The sequence below is a fragment of the Salinibacter pepae genome (assembly GCF_947077775.1).
Lineage (GTDB): Bacteria > Bacteroidota > Rhodothermia > Rhodothermales > Salinibacteraceae > Salinibacter > Salinibacter pepae.
The window spans coordinates 2,529,793-2,547,802 of record NZ_CAMTTE010000001.1 but is presented as its reverse complement, the minus strand read 5'-3'; the positions used below and the strand labels follow the sequence as shown (position 1 = coordinate 2,547,802).

Sequence of the window (18,010 nt, the reverse complement as noted above, 5' to 3'; positions counted from 1 at the left end):
CTTCGGTTCCCGAAACCTCTGCCTCTCCCCCTTCATTTTGATCCCTACTGCGGGTATTGTTGTATAGGGCGAGTTACGATCTGACGCGTGCCCTCGCCTGCCCCGGTTGTTTTGCCACGTCACAATCCCCATCAGCCCCATGGCCGTTGACACCAAAGAACGCCCCTCGGCGCCTCAAGAGACGAACGCGACCGCCGAGCAGGAGAGTCGGTTCCAGTCCTATCGCATCCGGACCGGCATGTTTGCCTGGCTGATGCACCGCCTTACCGGTGTGGGCCTGGTCGTGTACCTCATCGTCCACATTTGGGGCCTGACCGCACTGACGGACCCGGAGACCTTCAACGCGCTCATCGCCAAGTACCACAGCCCCATCTTTAAGGTCGGCGAGTTTGCCCTCCTGGTGGCCGTGGCCTACCACGCGATGAACGGCCTTCGGCTCGTGCTCATCGACTTCCTGGGATGGAGCCCGAAGCAGAAAAAACTGTTCTGGACGCTGGGGGCCGTGACGGCCGTCATCATCGCCGTGGGCGGCTGGCCGTCGATCTACGCGCTCGGCGAGTGGCTCCTCGGGCCCGGGTCGATGCCGACCCTGTTCCTGTAGCGTCCCCGGCCCGCCTTTCCGCCCCCAGCTCACCCTCCGGCCCCCTGTTGCTATGGCTCAGACCAACGCGCTGAACTGGTTTCTCCACCGCATCACCGGCACCTTCCTCATCTTCATGCTGATCACCCACTTCTGGGTGCAGCACTACGACCACCAGGCCGCCTCGGTGACCCACGAGGTGGTGACGGAGAAAAACGAGATGCCGGACTACCCGGACGAGGCGAAGGAGGGGGTGAAGGCCCGCTTCGGGCCGGACGCCGAGGCCACCCCGTACCAGGTGGTGATGCAGCGGCTGGCCGACCCGGTCTATGCGGTGCTGTGGAAGGGGTTCAACATCCTGTTCCTCGTCGTGGCCCTCCACCACGGCTTCTACGGCCTGAACAACGTGATGACCGACTACATCCGCGACCCGATGGGAAGACTGGTGGCCAAGTCGCTGTCGTGGACGGTGGCCCTCGGGCTGCTCATCATTGGAACCTACTCGGTGCTTACGGCCGGGTGGTGACGGCGAGCCATGCCCCATGGGTTACGAGCACTTTTTCCGTGCGACGGACGCTTCAAGGTCCACTCGTGACTGGCAACTGGCGACGATGACTTGGGAAGGCATTCTACTTGAACTCGACCAACGCAATCGAACACCATGACTTTTGAGCACGATGTCGTCGTTGTTGGAGCGGGCGGGTCTGGCCTGATGGCCGCCCTGTATGCCCGCGAGGGCGGGGCCGACGTGGGGGTGGTTTCGAAGCTGCACCCCCTCCGCTCCCACACCGGGGCGGCGCAGGGCGGCATCGCCGCGGCCCTCGGCAACGAGGAGGAGGACCACTGGCTGTGGCACGCCTTCGACACGGTGAAGGGCAGCGACTACGTGGGGGACCAGGACGCCATCGAGGCGCTCTGCAAGGACGCGCCCCGCACAATCGTGGAGCTGGAGCACTACGGCGTGCCCTTCAGCCGCAACGAGGCGGGCAAGATCTCGCAGCGACGGTTCGGGGGCCACACCCGCAACTTCGGCGAGGCGCCCGTCAAGCGCTCCTGCCACGCCGCCGACCGCACCGGCCACACAATCCTGCACACGCTCTACGACCAGTGCACGAAGCAGGGCGTCCGGTTCTACGACGAGTTTCAGGTGCTGGACCTCATCATGACGGAGGACGGGGAGTGCGCCGGCGTGGTGGCCTACGAAATCCTCACCGGCGAAATCCACACCTTCCACGCCAAGCAGGTGTGCTTCGCGACCGGCGGCTACGGCCGTGCCTTCGAGACCACCTCCAATGCGCATGCCGGCACGGGCGACGGCATGGGCATCATGCTGCGCAACGGCATCCCGCTGGAGGACATGGAGTTCGTCCAGTTCCACCCGACCGGCCTCTACCGCCTCGGGATCCTCATCACGGAGGGCGCCCGGGGGGAGGGCGGCATCCTGCGCAACAGCGAGGGGGAGCGCTTCATGGAGCGCTACGCGCCGACGGTGAAGGACCTCGCCCCGCGCGACCTCGTGAGCCAGTGCATCTACCAGGAGATCCGAGAGGGCCGGGGCGTGCAGGGCGAGAACTACGTCCACCTCGACCTGACCCATCTCGACAACGCGATCCTCGACAACAAGCTGCCGGAGGTCACCGAGTTCTCGCGGACCTACATGGGCGTGGACCCGAAGGAGGAGCCCATTCCGGTGGTGCCCACCTGCCACTACGCGATGGGCGGCATTCCGGCCAATGAGGACGGCCACGTGGAGGTGGGCGAACGGGGCGAGTACGTGCCGGGCCTCTACGCGGTGGGCGAGTGCGCCTGCGTGAGCATCCACGGCGCCAACCGCCTCGGCACCAACGCCCTCCTGGAGCTCGTGGTGATGGGCCGCCGCACCGGCATCGAGATGGCCAAGCAGGTGCGCCAGGGTAAGGACTACGCCCCGCTGCCCGAGAAGCCGGAGGCGGACACGCGCGACATGCTCGACGACCTGCTCTCCAACACCCGCGATGAGGGCGAGCCCATCGTCAACGTGCGGAGCGAGCTGCAGGAGACGATGATGGAGAACGTGTCCGTCTTCCGCAACGACGACACGCTCTCCACGGCCCTCGACGACCTGCAGGGCCTTCGGAGGCGCGCGAAGAACGTGGTCGTGGACGACAAGAGCAAGCGGTTCAACACCGACCTGATGGACGCGGTGGAGGTGGGCTTCATGGTCGATTACGCCGAGGCCATCGCCGCCGGGGCCCGTCACCGCACGGAGAGCCGAGGGGCCCACTCCCGCGAAGACTACGAGGAGCGCAACGACGAGGACTGGCTCAAGCATACGCTCTTCCACAGCGACGCCAACGGCAGCTACGAGTTCGACGACAAGGAGGTCGTCATCACCCGGTTCGAGCCGAAGGAGCGCAGCTACTAGGGCACTCGACCCGACCGTGGGCCCGGCAATCCGGCCCCGCACCCTGTTTCCGCAGATGTCTCCACACGCACAGCGTTTTTTGGACCTATGGCTGAGATGCAGCTCAATCTTGAAATCAAGCGATACAACCCCGAGGAGGACGACGAGCCACACTGGGAGTCGTACGAGGTGCCGGCCGACCCGCTCGACAGCGCCCTGTCGCTCCTGCTCCACGTAAAGTGGCACATCGACGGCACCCTCTCGCTGCGCAAGAGCTGCGCGCACGGCATCTGCGGGTCCGACGCCATGCAGATTAACGGCGAGAACAAGCTCGCCTGCTCGGTGCTGGTGCAGGATCTGGTAGACGAGGATGGTGACACAATCACGTATGCCCCCCTCCCTTCCGCCCCGGTGGTGAAGGACCTTATCATCGACCAGAGCCGCTTCTTCGAGAAGTACCGGGAGGTGAAGCCGTGGCTCATCACCGACGGGCCCGCCCCGGAACGGGAGCGGGAGCAGAGCCCCGAGGAGCACGCCATGATCGAGGACGCCACGAAGTGCATCATGTGTGGCGCCTGCACGCACGCCTGCCCCTCTACCTGGGCCGACCCCGACTACCTCGGGCCCGCGGCCATGCTGAAGGCGTACCGCTACACCTTCGACAGCCGCGACGACGGGGCCGAGGAGCGCCTCGACGTGGTCGACTCGCCCGATGGCCTCTGGAAGTGCTACACCATCTTCAACTGCAACGAGGCCTGCCCCAAGGACATCGACATCACGCGCTGGCTCTCGGCCCTGAAGCGCCGCGCCGCGACGTCCCAGGCGTCCACGACGGCCTAGCCGCGCCCCCACAGGGGCCCTGCCCGATTCTCTGTCTCCACCGAAGCCTCCTGCCCCCAAGCAGGAGGCTTTTTTCGTGTCGGCGTCCCCCACGCCGCCGGGTGCGTCCCGGAACGCGCCCAGCGATACGGGGCTGGCCGGTCCACCGGCCGATCGTCAACGCGACGCACGGGGCCTCCGAACGGCCAGCGAAATTGGTGACAAAGGGGGCTTGGCATTCTCAATCAGGTCGACCGGGGGGCGCTACACGGCAGCCCTCCTTGCGGCGATCCGGAAACAGAACCGACAGGGCTGCCGAGACGCGGGGATAAACGCACGCCTCAGCGTGCCCGATCAACAGAACGACCCCGCCACACATTTTCTTTTCTGGAACATCACCAGAGAAATCTGTCCCGGATGCGGACCTGGCTTTGTATTTGTGAGTGTTTGTAGCCGGGCGCCGCAGAGCATTTGGGGTTCCCTTCTTCTTCCAGGAGACTCGTTCCCGTGCACCGAAGCGATGACGTCGTGTGGATGCTGCACAGTGCCTTGAAACGGTACGGGATCCGCCTCGCGTGTGGAATCGTCGTGGGCGCTCTCCTGCTGTCCAGTCCCGCCGCCGCTCAAAACAAGCGCATTACCGCGTACGAGACCGAGGACGGCCTGCCCAAAATGCAGGTATGGGATGGGCTTCAGGGACCGGAAGGGTACCTGTGGCTGGGGCTGTACGGAGGGGGACTGGCCCGATTCGACGGCCAAGAGTTTAGGCACTTCACGATGACGGACGCCCTTCCGGGCAACCTGTCCACAGCCGTTCACACCGACTCGACCGGAGCGATCTGGGTCGGGACCATGAGCGGACTGGCCCGCTACGACGGGCGGGAGATAACAACGCTTACGGCGGGCAACAGCGCGCTCGTGCAGAACGGCATTCAGTCGATCGTGGGGGGCACGAACGGCACCCCCGTATGGGTGGGCACATCCGACAACGTGTACGTCCACGACGGAGAGGAATTGCGGCCTCTCGCCCCGGACCGCCTTCAGAACCTCTACCCCGACGGCCTCGCCAGCCGAGGCGACACGCTCTGGGTGGGGACGAGCGACGGCCTGTACCGGTACACCGACTCCACACTGACCGCCCTGTCCGTCGTGGACGGCGGGGCCACGGCGTCGGCGACCACGCTTGCCGCCCCGCCAAGCGGTCGTCTCTGGGTCGAGACCGGGCAGGGACTGTTTCGGCGCGTCGGCTCCCGCTTCGAAAAGCTGCCCGGCACGTCGGACCGGGACGTGCTCTCCATCCTGGCCCCGTCGGGGCGGGCCCCCTGGCTCGGAACCCGGTCCGGCCTGTATCGCTGGCGGGACGGGCGGCTCCGGCCTACCGCCATCGGCGATGTGTCTGTACAGGGCCTCTTCGCGGATCAGGAGCAAAATGTCTGGGTCACCACCGATTCGGAGGGCCTCTACAAGTACCCGCACACCCCCTTCGACCATTTCTCCACGGCCGACGGCCTTCCCGGAGACATCTCGTGGGACGTCGATCAGGGACCCAGCGAGAACCTGTGGATTGCAACCCGCAACGGGCTGAGCCGCTACGACGGCACCTCCTTTACCGACGTGCCGGGCCCGGACGACCAACTGCGGCAGGAGCTCACCTCGATCCATTGGACCCAGGACGATGTTCTCTGGATCGCCGCCCGGTCGACGCTCTTTCGGTACGACGGAGACACCTACACCTCGTACGACCGGGTCGAGGGCGATCCCGTCGGCACAGTGACCCGCATCGTGGAGACCGGCTCCGGCACGCTCTGGTTTGCGACCACCGAGCGTGGGCTTCTCCGGTACGACGGCTCCGGCTTTGCCCGCTTCACAACGGCCGATGGGCTGACGAGCGACCAGGTCCGGAGTGTGACCGTTGACGATACGGGCCGGGTGTGGGCCGGAGAGGGCGCAAGCCGCTTCGACGGGGACTCGTTTCACCCCACCCCGGCCGTCGACAGCGCAGATCTCGGGGGCGTCTTGAGCCTGGAGGTGGACGCAAAGGGGCACCTGTGGATTGGGACGCAGCGCGGGGTGTTCGTCCATCCGCCCCCGCAACAGGGCGAAGCGGCCTCCCTCCGCCGCATCACCCCGGACGATGGGCTCAACGGCACGAGCGCAGTGAATCTCCACCTCGATCGGCACAACAACCTCTGGGTCGGCAATGAGGGGGGATTCAACCGGATTGACGTGGACGCGTACCACCGGACGGGGCGGGTGTCGGTTCGCTCCTACGACAAGGACGTCGATCTGCGAGGGGGCGTGGCGACCGAGCATGCGACCTACGAGGCCGACGGCGGCGTGCTCTGGTTCGGGACGAGCACAGGCCTCGTGCGCTACAATCCCGCACAGGACCGGGGACGGCCTGCGCCGCCTCAGACCCACCTGACGGACGTTCAGCTCTATCCCGAAGACCCCGACTGGGGCCGGTACGCGGACGGCACCACCCCGTGGGAGCAGCTTCCGACCAATCTGTCGCTTCCGTACGACAAGGACCACCTCATTTTTCGCTTCATCGGCATCAACTACACCGTTCCGGAGCGGGTCGCGTACAGGTACCGCCTGGAGGGGCTCGACGAGAGATGGTCAACGGCCACCAAACGACAGCGGGCCACCTACTCCAATCTGCCCCCCGGTTCGTACACCTTTCAGGTCCAGGCCGCCAACAGTGACGACGTATGGAGCCCGGTGGAGGCCTATTCCTTCACCATCACACCGCCGTTCTGGCGGACGACATGGTTCTACCTCCTCTGCGCGATCGGCGGCATCGGGCTGGTGACTGGGCTCATCCGGTGGCGCACCTGGAGCCTACAACGACGGCAGCGTCTTCTGGAGGCGAAGGTGGCCGAGCGGACAGAAGAGCTCGAAGAGGCCCGTGAAGAGGCGCTCGCGGCAGCAGAGGCCAAAAGCACGTTCCTCGCCAACATGAGCCACGAGATCCGCACGCCGATGAACGGGGTCATCGGCTTTGCCGACCTGCTCTCCGACACCGACCTGACGCCCGAGCAGCAGCAGTTCGTGGACGCGATCCAGAGCAGTGGGACCACGCTCCTTTCAATCATCGACGACATCCTCAACTTCTCGAAGCTGGAGGCCGGCGAGACGGAGCTGGACGAGGCGCCCATCCGCGTACAAGCCTGCATCGAGGAGGCGCTGGATCCGCTCGCCGCCAAGGTGGCGGAGAAGGGCATCGAGTTGACCTACCTGATCGACCCGGCGGTCCCGTCCGTGATCCGCGGAGATCGAACCCGCCTCCATCAGATTCTTCTCAACCTGCTGTCCAACGCGGTCAAGTTCACCGAAGAGGGCGAGGTTGCGCTCCGGGTCCGGGTGGCGTCGTCGCCCGCCACGCCGGGCCGCACGCATAAGCTCCACTTCAGCGTGCGGGATACCGGCATCGGCATTCCGGAGGGGGAGCGCGACCGGCTCTTCGAGTCGTTCAGCCAGGTCGATGCGTCGAAGAGCCGGGAGCACGGAGGGACCGGGCTCGGCCTCTCCATCTCGCAGCAACTGACAGAAGCGATGGGCGGCGAGATGTGGGTCGAGAGTGCGGTCGGGGAGGGGTCCACGTTCCACTTCACGATTGAGGCGGAAGAAGCGGAAGACGCCGAGCAGTCCGACGAAAACGGAGTCGCGACCGGATCGTCTTCCGCCATGCAGGGCGTGCAGGTTCTCATTGTCGCCCCCAACGACACCACCCGTGCACTCCTCCGGCAGCAGACGGAGACGTGGGGCATGGAGGCGATCGTCTTCGCATCCGGAGACGAGGCGCTCCAACAGCTGGACGCGGACCGTCCCCACGAGGTGGCCCTGATAGACGAGCACCTGCCGCAGATGAGCGGACACGCGCTGGCGACTCAGCTTCGAGAACGAGCGTCCGGGACGGAGCTTCCGGTCGTCCTCCTCGGGGCCGGGCCGGCCGCCACACCCGACCCCACGGCCCCCACCTCTCGGCTCCACAAACCGATCAAGCAGTCGAGCCTCCACGACACGCTGACCGCGCTTCTGACAGGTCGTGAGAATGCCGGCTCGGGACAGGACGGCGATCGGTCCGGCCCCGATTCGCCGTCTCGTCGTGTGCTCCTCGCGGAGGACGATGCCGTGAACCGAACGATGACGACGCAACTGCTGGAGAAGATGGGGCACGAGGTTCACACCGCATCCGACGGGGCGGAGGCCCTGGCGGCGGTCCGCGACCGCGCCTACGACGCCATCTTGATGGACGTGCAGATGCCGGAGTTGGACGGACTGGAGGCGACGCGCCGCCTCCGGAACGAGATGCCGTCTGAAGAACAGCCCTACGTCGTGGCCCTCACGGCCTCCGTCACGGAGGACGACCGCAGGCGCTGCCTGGAAGCAGGGATGGACGCGTTTCTCAGCAAGCCGATTCGGAAAGACGAGCTGGCCGAGGCCCTGGACCTTGGCACTGCGCCCGACGAGGCGAGGACGGCCGCCTCCCCGCCTGAGGACCGCTCGGCCCCCGACGCGTAGTCGCTGCGGAAAAGCAGGCGCCCGGACCGGTTCGGAGCGGCGTGCACACGCCCCGACTCTCATCCCAAAAAGGAAGGCACCGCCAGACGCCAGACGAACGAGGGGGCATCACGGGGAATCGAGATCAACGGGCCCGAGCCGACCTCGGCCCTCCCCCCCCCACGCGGACCTCCACTTACGCCGGGGGCGACGGTGGACGGGCCTCCCGAACCGCCGTGAGCACGTCCGCCAGCACCCCCGCGGCCGTCACAGACGGGCCCGCCCCGGGCCCGCGCACGACGAGGGGAACGGCGGCGTACCGGTCCGTCGTGACTTCGAACAGATTCTCCTGTGCCCCCAGTTGCCCAAGGGCCGTATCGCCCGGCACCGGTTCAACCCCCACCTCAATCCCCTCCGGCGAAAAGCGGCCCACGTACTGAAGGACCGCGCTCTCGGCCGCCGCGGCCGCCGACCGCTCCCGCCAGTGTGGGTCCACCGTCGAGAGGCGATCGAGGAAGGCCTCGTAGGGCGCATCGGCGAGTGAATCCGGCACCAGGGATTCGACCTGTACCTCCGTGGGCTCGACGGCGTAGCCGGCAGTGCGCGCCAGGATCAAGAACTTCCGCGCCACGTCCGTCCCCGAAAGGTCGTCGCGCACGTCAGGCTCGGCGTACCCCCGGTCGACGGCGGCCCGTACCGCCTCGCTGAAGGAGGACCCGTCTCGCAGCGCGCTGAACAAGAAGGTGAGCGTGCCGGAGACGACCCCGCGGATCGAACGAACGCGATCGCCGGTGGCGACGAGGTTCCGAACGGTCTGCACCACGGGCAGCCCCGCCCCTACGGTCGTTTCGTAGCGGTACTGCACGCCCGCTTCCGCCGCCGCCTCCCGCAGCCGGTCGAAGGCGGCCTGCGAGCGGGTGTTGGCGAGCTTGCTCGGCGTAACGACGTGGACCCCGGCCTGGAGGAGTGGTTCGTAGTAGTCCGCCACGTCGGGGCTGCCGGTCGCGTCCACGAAGACGAGCGGGCGCGGCGTCTCCTGCGCAAGACGATCCACGATGGCCGGCCAGTCGGGCGGCGCGGCCTCGTCCACGCCGGCGAGCGGGGCCTCCGGTTCGCGATTGGGGGCGCCCCACGCGGCGCGGCGCGACGTGCAGGCGCCGACCACACGGAGATCCCGCCCGGCGTCCCCGCGGGCGTCGATCTGTCGTAGTAGGGCCGCCCCCACGTCCCCCACGCCTGCCACGTATACATGAACCGGGGACGAACACGAGGACGTTGACGGGGCGACTGGGGGAGAGGTCGAGAACGAATGAGAAGCCATCCTATGGGTGTATCAATGCAGAGTTACCCCTGAGCGAGGGTTGAGGCGGGGACGATGCGGGTGCCCGGGGCCGCGGGGCGGTGCGTACACCGGACGCGGAGCGGAATGCCGGCGTCCATCAGCGGATCGAGGGTGCACGGGTGCATGCCGAGCCGTCCGGCTTTTGTCCAGGCGCGGGCCTGCTCGAAGTCGATGCGCTGGAGGGGCCGCGCGTCGCTGTGCGCATCCGGGTCGCGGGTGTACAGGCCCTCCACGTCGGTCCAGCGCTCCATCCGTTCCGCCTCCAGCGCCCAGGCGAGGACGGCAGCGGACCAGTCACTTCCCCCGCGGCCGAGCGTGGTCGTCTTGCCGTCGGCCGTCTCCCCCACGAAGCCCGTGACGACCGGCAGGCCGGCGGCCCGCGTCCGATGCCAGTCGCGCACCTGCCGCCGGGTGGGGGCCCACTGCACCGTCGCGTCGCCGTGCGCGGCATCGGTGCGGATGAGTGTTGCCGCGTCGACGGCCTGCGATGTGCACCCGGAGGCGTCGAGGGCGGCGGCCAGCAGCGGCACCATCAGCCGTTCGCCGGCGGCCAGCACAACGTCACGAGCCGCGGCGGCGTTTGGCCCCGCCATCTCCCGCAGCGCGCGGCGCAGCTTCGAGCGTTCTGCCCGCAAGGCGGTGTCGTAGCGGGCCCGCAGCGCCTCGTCGGCAAGGGTGTTCGCGGCCAGGGCGCGGTAGCGCCGCCCCACCCGCCGCGTCCAGGCTTCGACGGAGCCCCGGGCGGCCCGGGACTCCTCTGCGGCCTGCACGAGGGCGTCCGTCACGCCCGCCGCGGCAGACACCACCACGACCGGCCGACAGGTCTCGGTGGCGGTGCAGACGAGGCGGACCGCATTTTTTATGCCTTCGGCGGAGCCGACCGACGTGCCTCCAAATTTGAGAACGCGGACGGGACGGGACGCGCATTCCGTCGAAGAGAAGGAACGATCAGGCATGATCAGTCAGTGCTGTCGCGAGGGATGATGCGTAGTGGGGCGGTATGACGTGCCGTGGCGGATGCCTCCACCGGGGCGCCGGGGAGAGGGGAGGCTGTCGTCCAGCCATTGTCCACGCCCGGATCGCGGCTCAGGCCGCCACGGACGAACAGGTGCTGGCCCGCCACGTCGACACAAGATCGTTGAGGGCATCGAGCTCAATGAGGAACGTGTCGTGTCCGTGCGGCGCCGATAGCACCTTCAGGGTGGCGCTGGGCAGGTGCTCCGCGAGCTCCTCCTGCTCGGACAACGGATACAGCACGTCCGAGTCGATGCCCACGACCAGGCTTGGCTGCTCGATGCCCCGCAGCACCTCCGCGTAGTCGCCGCGGCCGCGGGCCACGTCGTGGGTGTCCATCTGACGGGTCAGGGCCACGTAGCAGTTCGCGTCGAAGCGGTCGACGAGCTTGTCCCCGTGGTGGCGTAGGTAGCTCTCCACGGCGTAGGGCGTGCCGTCCTGTTCCGGCATTGCGTCCCGCCCGAACCGGCCGTCGAGGGACGACCGGGACCGGTACGACACCATCGCCATCATGCGGGCCGTGGCGAGGCCGCTCGTCGGGGGGGCGTCCGGCGAATAGTGACCGCCCCGCCACTTCGGATCGGCGAAGATGGCCTGCCGCTGCGCCGCCCCCCATCCGATCTGCCAGGCCGTATGGCGCCCCCCCACGGCAATGGGCACGAGCGACCGCACGAACGGCGCCCCGCCGTCGGTCGCCTCGAAGGCCCACGCCAGCACGTGCATGCCCCCCATCGATCCGCCCACGGCACACGCCACCCGTTGCACACCGAGGGCCTCCAGCGCGCGCCGGTGAAGCCGGACCGTGTCGCGGGTCGTGAACGGCGGGAAGCCGGCCCCGTAGCGCTCGCCGGTCTCCGGATTCACCGTCACCGGCGCCACCGAGCCGTAGGGGGACCCCGGCACGTTCAGACACACCACGAAGTCCTCCGTGGGATCGAGAGCACGGCCGGGCCCGAGGAGCCCGCCCCACCAGTCGGCCACGTTCGTGTCGCCGGTGAGGGCGTGACACACCAGGACGGCGTTGGTGCCGGTCGCGTTGAGGGTGCCCCACGTCCGGTACGCCACGGGCACGTCCCGCAGCGTCGTGCTGTTTTCGAGGGTGAACTCGGGAAGGGTGAGAGTCTTTGGCATCGGAAGAGGCGGAAAAGACTACACAGCACAAGCAGGATGGGAGGAACGTGATGCGTGAGAAGTGAAACGTGAGCCGAGACGTCCCCTCACGCATCACGCTTCACGCTTCAATTCACGCAGCCGCCGGCGAGGGCAGCGCCGCAAACGCCTGATCAAAGTCCGCCTTGATGTCGTCGATGTGCTCGATGCCGACGGAGACCCGCACCATGTCGGGCTCGACGCCGGAGGCCTGCTGCTCCTCCTCGGTCAGCTGCTGATGCGTGGTAGAGGCGGGATGGATAACGAGCGTTTTCGCGTCCCCCACGTTGGCGAGGTGACTGGCCAGCTCCACGTTCTCGACGAAGCGCTTGCCGCCGTCGACGCCCCCCTCCACGCCAAACGTGAGGACCGCGCCGTAGCCGTTCTCCAGGTACCGATTGGCCCGCTCGTGGTACGGGTGGTCCTCCAGGCCCGGGTAGCTGACCCACGACACCGCGTCCTGCTCTCGGAGCCACGTCGCCAGCGCAAGGGCGTTGTCGCAGCTCCGCTGCACGCGCAGGGAGAGCGTTTCGAGGCCCTGCAGCAGCAAGAAGGAACCGAACGGGTTCTGGGCCGGGCCGAAGTCGCGGAGGCCCTCCACCCGGGCCCGCATCGCGAAGGCGACGTTCGTGTCGAGCACGCCGTCCGGGCCGAACGTCTCCCAGAACTGCAGGCCATGGTAGTTGGGATTTGGCTCGGTGAACTCGGGGAAGCGGCCGTTGTCCCACGGGAACGTGCCCGCGTCCACAATGACGCCGCCGATGGTGGTGCCGTGCCCGCCGATCCACTTCGTCGCGCTGGCCGTGACGATGTCGGCCCCGTGCTCGATGGGCGCGCAGAGGAAGCCCGCCGCCCCGAACGTGTTGTCCACCACCAGCGGCACGCCGTGGGCGTGGGCGATGTCGGCGATCCGCTCGAAGTCCGGGATGTTGAAGCGCGGGTTGCCGATCGTCTCCAGGTAGACCGCCTTCGTATCCGCGTCGATCAGGCGTTCGATCGAGTCCGGGTCGTCGCCGTCGGCGATGTGGACGTCGAGGCCGCGGCGGGGGAAGGAGTTCTTGAACTGGTTGTAGGTCCCGCCGTAGAGGTAGCTCGTGGAGACGATGTTGTCCCCGTGCTCACAGAGGGTGTTGAGGGCCAGAAACTGGGCGGACTGCCCACTGGCGGTGGCGACGGCCGCGACGCCGCCTTCGAGCGCGGCCACCCGCTTCTCGAAGACGTCGTTCGTCGGGTTCATGATGCGGCTGTAGATGTTGCCGAACTCTTCGAGGGCGAAGAGGTCGGCCCCGTGCTCCGCATCGTCGAAGGTGTAGGAAGTGGTCGCGTAGATGGGCACGGCCCGGGCGTTGGTGGCCGGGTCCGGCTCCTGCCCCGCATGGAGTTGACGGGTTTCGTAGCGGGGCGACTCGGGGGCGTCGGGCCGCTCGGATTCCTGAGGGTCGTGCTGTCCGTTCTGGGCACTCATAAAAAGATCGGCTCTCTGGATGAAGAGGATGCAAGTGCTCATCCAGAAGAGCCGTGGACAGGCCCGGAGGGCGCTCCGTTATGTGCCGACGCGACCGGAGACAAAAGAAAAATCCCCAGCCGCCAGGAAAGCAGATGGGGATCAGCAACCAAGAGGGTCGCGGATCCCACTCATCTTTCCTCGACAGCGGTCGAGGCAGGATGGGGCACCTTTCCGTCGGGGGTGCCGACGGCGGTTGCCAGGGCTTCATCGGGCCTGCTCCCTTCACCCTTCTGGATGAATGTGATGCTACCAGTAATGTAGCAGCGTCAATGCTAGGCGCTGCGTCCGGCAATGTCAACGCTCGATTGTGAAGAACCAGCTAGGCCGGTGGCCGGCGCGTCGCCTGCGCTACTGCTTCTCGACGGTGACGCTCTTCAGCGTGTCGCTCTCTTCGATCGCGTCGACCACATCCTGCCCATCGGTCACGTCGCCGAACACGGTGTGCTTGCCGTCGAGGTGCGACTGCGGCGCCCGCGTGATGAAGAACTGACTGCCGTTCGTGTTGGGGCCCGCATTCGCCATCGAGAGGACGCCCGTCTCGTGCGTGAGAGGGTTGCTGTCGATCTCGTCGTCGAATTCGTACCCCGGTCCGCCCCGGCCCGTGCCGGTGGGGTCGCCGCCCTGTACCATGAAGCCCTCAATGACCCGGTGGAACGGCGTGCCGTCGTAGAAGCCCTCGTCGGCGAGGAAGGCGAAGTTGTTGACCGTGTGGGGGGCGTGCTCGGGATAGAGCTCAGCGTGGATCGTGCCCTTGCTGGTCTCGAAGGCCGCCTCGTAGACGGCGTCCGTTTCGATTTGGAGGTCGGGCGGGTGGTCCCACTGCGGATGGTCGGCCATGGCGAGAAGAGGACATCGGCAAAAAGGAAAACGCAACTGCGCCTGTCCGACGGCAGGCACGGGGTGGTGTTTCGGGGCCGCCGTCGTCTTTCCGGAAAGCCCATTGCCGCCCCGGCGACGGGTCCGGAGCGCGCCTGGACGGCCCCTGTCCCCTTCGGCGAAACCGCGCCGCCTTCACGTCGCCCCCGGTCCGCCAGGCCCCGCCGGGGAGGCGCCTCTCTTTACATGACAGTTAACCATTTGGTTGAACCAAGCAGTGGGCCTTCGATTACAGCAATCGCTTCTGCCTCAGATGCGCTCTCCATGGCCCCCCCTTCCCCCTTTCCTTCCGAGTACTCCGAGACGGAGCGGCAGATCTTCGACGCGGCGCTCCACGTGTTTGCCCGGGAGGGCCGGCACGGGGCTCGGATGCAGGCGATCGCCGACGCCGCCGACATCAACAAGGCGATGCTGCACTACTACTTTCAGGACAAGGGGACACTGTACGAGGAGGTGTTCACCTACACGGTGGAGCGGTTCATGGCCTCGTTCGGCACGTCGCTCCGGGAGGCCTCCACCTTCGAGCACACCCTGCGCGCATTCATCGACGGGTACGTCGAATTCGTCCGGTCCGACGAGGCGGCCATGCGCCTGATGGTACAGGAGAACCTCACCGGGGGACGCCTGCTTGGCACGCACCTGGAGGAGCCGACCAACGCCAGCGATGCGCCGCCCCAAATTCTGGTGGATACCATCGCGTCGGCCGTGGACGCCGGGGAGATTCGGGACGTCGACCCGCAGCACACGATGCTCTCTGTCGTCTCGACCTGCCTCTTTTTCTTCGTGGCGCGGCCGACCGTGCAGATCATGCACCCCGACGCGGAGGACGACTGGGGCGCGTTCGTGGAGGCCCGGAAGGAGCACCTGTTCGACCTCATCTACCACGGCCTTGCGCCCCGACCGAAGGGGGGAAGTGGCTCCCGGGCCGCCCCCCGTGAGTAGCGTTATCCGTTCAACCGTTCAACGTCGAAACGTCTACTGAATGATAGGCCCTCGCTTGCTCATCGCCAGCTTTCTGTTGGGGACGCTCACTGTGGCTGGATGCTCGATGACCCCGGAGATGTCCACCCCGGACGCCGAGCGGGATCTCCCGGACCGGTTTGAGGCGGCTCCCGGCGACACCACCCTGCCCGCCGCGGCCGCCGACACGACCGCCTACGACGCCACGCGGTGGTGGGCGGCCTACGAAGACTCGTCCCTCACGGCCCTCGTCGACACCGCCCTTGCCGCCAACCTCAATCTGGAGGAGGCCCAGGGGCGCGTTGAGGAGCTGGCGGCACAGTTCCGGATTGCACGGGCCCCCCTGTTTCCGAGCGTCACGGCCAACGGGCAGGGCAACTACCAGAACCAGCCCGCCAACACCGGCATCGGCGGCGCCATCGGCGGGGGGCAGGGCCCGGACCGCTTCGAGTTTACCGACTACCAGGCCACGCTCGGCCTCTCCTACGAGCTCGACTTCTGGGGCCGCGTGCGGAGCCAGCGCACGGCGGCCCTCAGCCAGTACTTCGCCACGGCCGCGGACCTCCAGACCGCCCGCCTCTCGGTCATCAGTCAGACGATCTCGACGTACGCCCAAATCGCGTCCCTCCGGCGGCAGGTGCGCCTCGGAGAGCGCACGGTCGGCCTCTTGGAGGAGCGCGTCGCCGTGACCGAGGACCGCTACGCGCGGGGCCTCGTGCCGTCGTTTCAGCTGTACACCGTCCGTCAGAGCTTGCAGGCCGCCCAGGCCGACCAGCCGGACCTCGAGCGCCGGCTCTACGAGGCCCAGAGTCGCTTTGCGACGCTCCTCGGCCGCTTCGCCGGGGAGCAGCGCGCGCTCCTCCCGGACTCGATGACCGTTCCCCTTGCCCCCGAGCCGGTGCCGGCGGGCCTGCCCGCGGACCTACTGATGCAGCGGCCCGACGTGCGCGGGGCGGCCCTCCGCCTGGAGGCGGCCCGCCAGGAGATCGGCGTGGCGCGCGCCGAGATGCTGCCGAGCCTGTCGCTGACCGGGCAGGGCGGGACCCAGAGCAGCGAGCTGGCCGACCTGGTGGATCCCGGGCAGGTGTTCGCCAGCTTCGCCGCCCAACTGACGGCCCCCTTGTTTCAGGGCGGCCGGCTCCGCGCCGCCCTAAACGCCGCCGAGGCGCGCTACAAGCAGCAGGCCGCACGCTACGAGCAGACGGTCCTGACCGCCTTTCAGGAGGTGAAGGCGTCCCTGGTGGCCTACGAGAAGCAGCGACGACGGTACCGCGAGGTGGAGCGGCAGGTGGAGACCGCGCGACATGCGTTCCAGGCCCAGCGCGACCGCTATGAGCGCGGCGTGGGGGATGTGCTCGCCCTGATCGACGCGGAGCGCACCCTCGTGCAGGCGCAGACGCGTCTCGCCGGGGTGGGGCTGGCCGTCGTGAACGCGCGCCTCGCGCTCCATCGTGCCCTCGGCGGGCCGTGGACGGACGCGGAGCCTGTCGACGATCCGCGCCTGTTCCGGTAGCCCCCAGGGATTCCTGACTTGCCATCGTCCGGCCTCTTTTCTGACTGACCCCTTCGATTTATGGACACCAGCACCCTCAAGTGGTCCCTCATCGGGGGCGGCCTCCTTCTCGGCACCGCCGCCGTCGTGGCCCTGCTCACCGTGTTCGCCCCGGCGCCGGAGACGAGCGACCCGCCGCCGCAGTCCCCCCTGGTCTCGACGGTTCCCGTGGACGTGCGTGCCGGCAGCCTCCTCGTGCGCGGCACCGGAACCGTGCGGCCCGTCCGCGAGATTGAGCTGACCGCCGAGGTCGGGGGGCGCCTCGTCGACGTCTCCGATGCGCTCGTGAGCGGCGGCCGGTTCGACGCGGGGGCGACCCTGGCCCGCATCGACCCCGCCGACTACCGAAGCGCCGTGCAGCAGGCCGAGGCGCAGGTCACGCAGGCCCGGGTGCAGCTCCTGCAGGCCCAGGAGGAGGCGGGCGCCGCCCGGGAGGACTACGAGCGCCTCCGGGGCCGCACCGGCGAGCCGCCCGCCCCCGACAGCACCGAGCTCGGGCGGCTCGTCTTCAACGAGCCGCAGGTGGCACAGGCCCAGTCCACCCTCGAAAGCGCCCGGGCCGCCCTCCAAAACGCGCGCACCAACCTGGGCCGCACGCGCCTCCAGGTGCCCTTCGACGGCATGGTGCGCCGGAAGCAGGCCGACCTCGGCGCGTACGTGGCCCCCGGCACGCCCGTCGCTACGGTCTACGGCACGGAAGCGGCCGAAGTCGTCGTGTCCCTGCCGTCCCGCAAGGCCGCCCTCATCGAAAACCTGTGGGCGACGAGTGGGCAGTCCGCCGACGCCGGGCTCCCGGCCACGGTGACCAGCGCGTACGGCGACCGGACGTACGCGTGGGAGGGGCGCGTCCATCGGGTTGAGGGGGCCATCGACCAGCAGACCCGGACGGTCGACGTGGTGGTGCGCGTGCCGGAGCCGTACAACCAGGCCCCCACCATCCAGTCGCGGCGGCCCGAGGAGCCCCCGGCACCACGGGGCCGGACGCGCCCCCCGCTGGCCATTGGCACCTACACGACGGTCGACATCGAAGGCCGTCGGAACGGCACCTACCACGTGGTGCCCCGCCGGGCGGTCCACACCCGCGCGCCGGACCAGCCGCCGGTCGTCTGGACGGCGGTCGGGGACTCGATGCTGGCTGAGCGCACCGTCGAGCCCATCCAGACGGTGGAGGAGAACACCTACCTCGCCCCGACGCTCGCCCCGGACACCCGCGTGATCACAACGGACCTGCGCGTCCAGACCGACAGCATGAGGATTCGCGTGAGCCAATAAAACATTTGCAGATTGAAAATTGGCGTCTCCTTTCCTCAATCTGCCCACCT

At 67.9% G+C, this 18,010-nt stretch carries 13 protein-coding genes and 1 riboswitch; of the genes, 8 read left to right on the top strand and 5 right to left on the bottom strand.

The features are described from left to right. Positions 1–139: 139 nt before the first annotated feature. The 5 genes from sdhC (at position 140) to OJA40_RS10535 (ending at position 8,309) form a co-directional block, all read left to right on the top strand. Positions 140–601 carry a succinate dehydrogenase, cytochrome b556 subunit gene (gene sdhC, locus OJA40_RS10555; protein ID WP_118830168.1) on the top strand — a complete coding sequence of 154 codons (462 nt, stop codon included), beginning with the start codon at positions 140–142 and terminating at the stop codon, positions 599–601. 52 nt (positions 602–653) lie between these two features. After that, a complete protein-coding gene (locus OJA40_RS10550; RefSeq protein ID WP_011403264.1) occupies positions 654–1,106 on the top strand; it encodes a succinate dehydrogenase hydrophobic membrane anchor subunit in 453 nt (150 codons plus the stop codon). A gap of 135 nt (positions 1,107–1,241) precedes the next feature. Further along, positions 1,242–2,984: a succinate dehydrogenase flavoprotein subunit gene (gene sdhA / locus OJA40_RS10545; protein WP_208425494.1), complete on the top strand. Its 1,743-nt coding sequence runs from the start codon at positions 1,242–1,244 to the stop codon at positions 2,982–2,984. Positions 2,985–3,071: 87 nt separating this feature from the next. After that, complete coding sequence (locus OJA40_RS10540) at positions 3,072–3,803, top strand: succinate dehydrogenase iron-sulfur subunit (protein ID WP_011403262.1); 732 nt, start codon at positions 3,072–3,074, stop codon at positions 3,801–3,803. A 513-nt stretch (positions 3,804–4,316) separates the two neighbouring features. Continuing rightward, a complete protein-coding gene (locus tag OJA40_RS10535; RefSeq protein ID WP_263810606.1) occupies positions 4,317–8,309 on the top strand; it encodes a hybrid sensor histidine kinase/response regulator in 3,993 nt (1,330 codons plus the stop codon). 175 nt (positions 8,310–8,484) lie between these two features. On the opposite strand, the gene OJA40_RS10530 is transcribed toward OJA40_RS10535, so the two are convergent. From OJA40_RS10530 to OJA40_RS10510, 5 genes are all read right to left on the bottom strand, one after another. Beyond that, entirely contained in the window at positions 8,485–9,609 is a 1,125-nt protein-coding gene (locus OJA40_RS10530) for a homoserine dehydrogenase family protein (RefSeq protein ID WP_208425495.1), read from the bottom strand. Positions 9,610–9,632: 23 nt separating this feature from the next. Next, complete coding sequence (locus OJA40_RS10525) at positions 9,633–10,586, bottom strand: aspartate kinase (RefSeq protein WP_208425496.1); 954 nt, start codon at positions 10,584–10,586, stop codon at positions 9,633–9,635. Between the two features lie 130 nt (positions 10,587–10,716). Then, on the bottom strand, positions 10,717–11,775 hold the full coding sequence (gene metX, locus OJA40_RS10520) for a homoserine O-acetyltransferase MetX (protein WP_208425497.1): 1,059 nt from the start codon (positions 11,773–11,775) through the stop codon (positions 10,717–10,719). Positions 11,776–11,887: 112 nt separating this feature from the next. Continuing rightward, positions 11,888–13,300: an O-acetylhomoserine aminocarboxypropyltransferase/cysteine synthase family protein gene (locus tag OJA40_RS10515; RefSeq protein WP_208425498.1), complete on the bottom strand. Its 1,413-nt coding sequence runs from the start codon at positions 13,298–13,300 to the stop codon at positions 11,888–11,890. 125 nt (positions 13,301–13,425) lie between these two features. Next, positions 13,426–13,541, bottom strand: a riboswitch (SAM riboswitch). A 107-nt stretch (positions 13,542–13,648) separates the two neighbouring features. Then, positions 13,649–14,137, bottom strand: a complete 489-nt coding sequence (locus tag OJA40_RS10510; RefSeq protein WP_263808978.1) for a peptidylprolyl isomerase — start codon at positions 14,135–14,137, stop codon at positions 13,649–13,651. A 303-nt stretch (positions 14,138–14,440) separates the two neighbouring features. Between OJA40_RS10510 and OJA40_RS10505 the strand changes: the two genes are divergently transcribed. Genes OJA40_RS10505 through OJA40_RS10495 form a run of 3 tightly spaced genes read left to right on the top strand, consistent with a single transcriptional unit; the run spans position 14,441 to position 17,960 of the window. Continuing rightward, positions 14,441–15,118 carry a TetR/AcrR family transcriptional regulator gene (locus tag OJA40_RS10505; protein WP_263808979.1) on the top strand — a complete coding sequence of 226 codons (678 nt, stop codon included), beginning with the start codon at positions 14,441–14,443 and terminating at the stop codon, positions 15,116–15,118. A gap of 40 nt (positions 15,119–15,158) precedes the next feature. After that, positions 15,159–16,649 carry an efflux transporter outer membrane subunit gene (locus OJA40_RS10500; RefSeq protein WP_208425499.1) on the top strand — a complete coding sequence of 497 codons (1,491 nt, stop codon included), beginning with the start codon at positions 15,159–15,161 and terminating at the stop codon, positions 16,647–16,649. 60 nt (positions 16,650–16,709) lie between these two features. Continuing rightward, a complete protein-coding gene (locus OJA40_RS10495; RefSeq protein WP_263808980.1) occupies positions 16,710–17,960 on the top strand; it encodes an efflux RND transporter periplasmic adaptor subunit in 1,251 nt (416 codons plus the stop codon). Positions 17,961–18,010 lie beyond the last annotated feature (50 nt).

Bases quoted from the DNA above. Each gene is read 5' to 3' on its own strand.
- sdhC (WP_118830168.1), top strand. From the start codon at position 140: ATGGCCGTTGACACCAAAGAACGCCCCTCGGCGCCTCAAGAGACGAAC.
- OJA40_RS10550 (WP_011403264.1), top strand. From the start codon at position 654: ATGGCTCAGACCAACGCGCTGAACTGGTTTCTCCACCGCATCACCGGC.
- sdhA (WP_208425494.1), top strand. From the start codon at position 1,242: ATGACTTTTGAGCACGATGTCGTCGTTGTTGGAGCGGGCGGGTCTGGC.
- OJA40_RS10540 (WP_011403262.1), top strand. From the start codon at position 3,072: ATGGCTGAGATGCAGCTCAATCTTGAAATCAAGCGATACAACCCCGAG.
- OJA40_RS10535 (WP_263810606.1), top strand. From the start codon at position 4,317: ATGCTGCACAGTGCCTTGAAACGGTACGGGATCCGCCTCGCGTGTGGA.
- OJA40_RS10530 (WP_208425495.1), bottom strand. From the start codon at position 9,609: ATGGCTTCTCATTCGTTCTCGACCTCTCCCCCAGTCGCCCCGTCAACG.
- OJA40_RS10525 (WP_208425496.1), bottom strand. From the start codon at position 10,586: ATGCCTGATCGTTCCTTCTCTTCGACGGAATGCGCGTCCCGTCCCGTC.
- metX (WP_208425497.1), bottom strand. From the start codon at position 11,775: ATGCCAAAGACTCTCACCCTTCCCGAGTTCACCCTCGAAAACAGCACG.
- OJA40_RS10515 (WP_208425498.1), bottom strand. From the start codon at position 13,300: ATGAGCACTTGCATCCTCTTCATCCAGAGAGCCGATCTTTTTATGAGT.
- OJA40_RS10510 (WP_263808978.1), bottom strand. From the start codon at position 14,137: ATGGCCGACCATCCGCAGTGGGACCACCCGCCCGACCTCCAAATCGAA.
- OJA40_RS10505 (WP_263808979.1), top strand. From the start codon at position 14,441: ATGGCCCCCCCTTCCCCCTTTCCTTCCGAGTACTCCGAGACGGAGCGG.
- OJA40_RS10500 (WP_208425499.1), top strand. From the start codon at position 15,159: ATGATAGGCCCTCGCTTGCTCATCGCCAGCTTTCTGTTGGGGACGCTC.
- OJA40_RS10495 (WP_263808980.1), top strand. From the start codon at position 16,710: ATGGACACCAGCACCCTCAAGTGGTCCCTCATCGGGGGCGGCCTCCTT.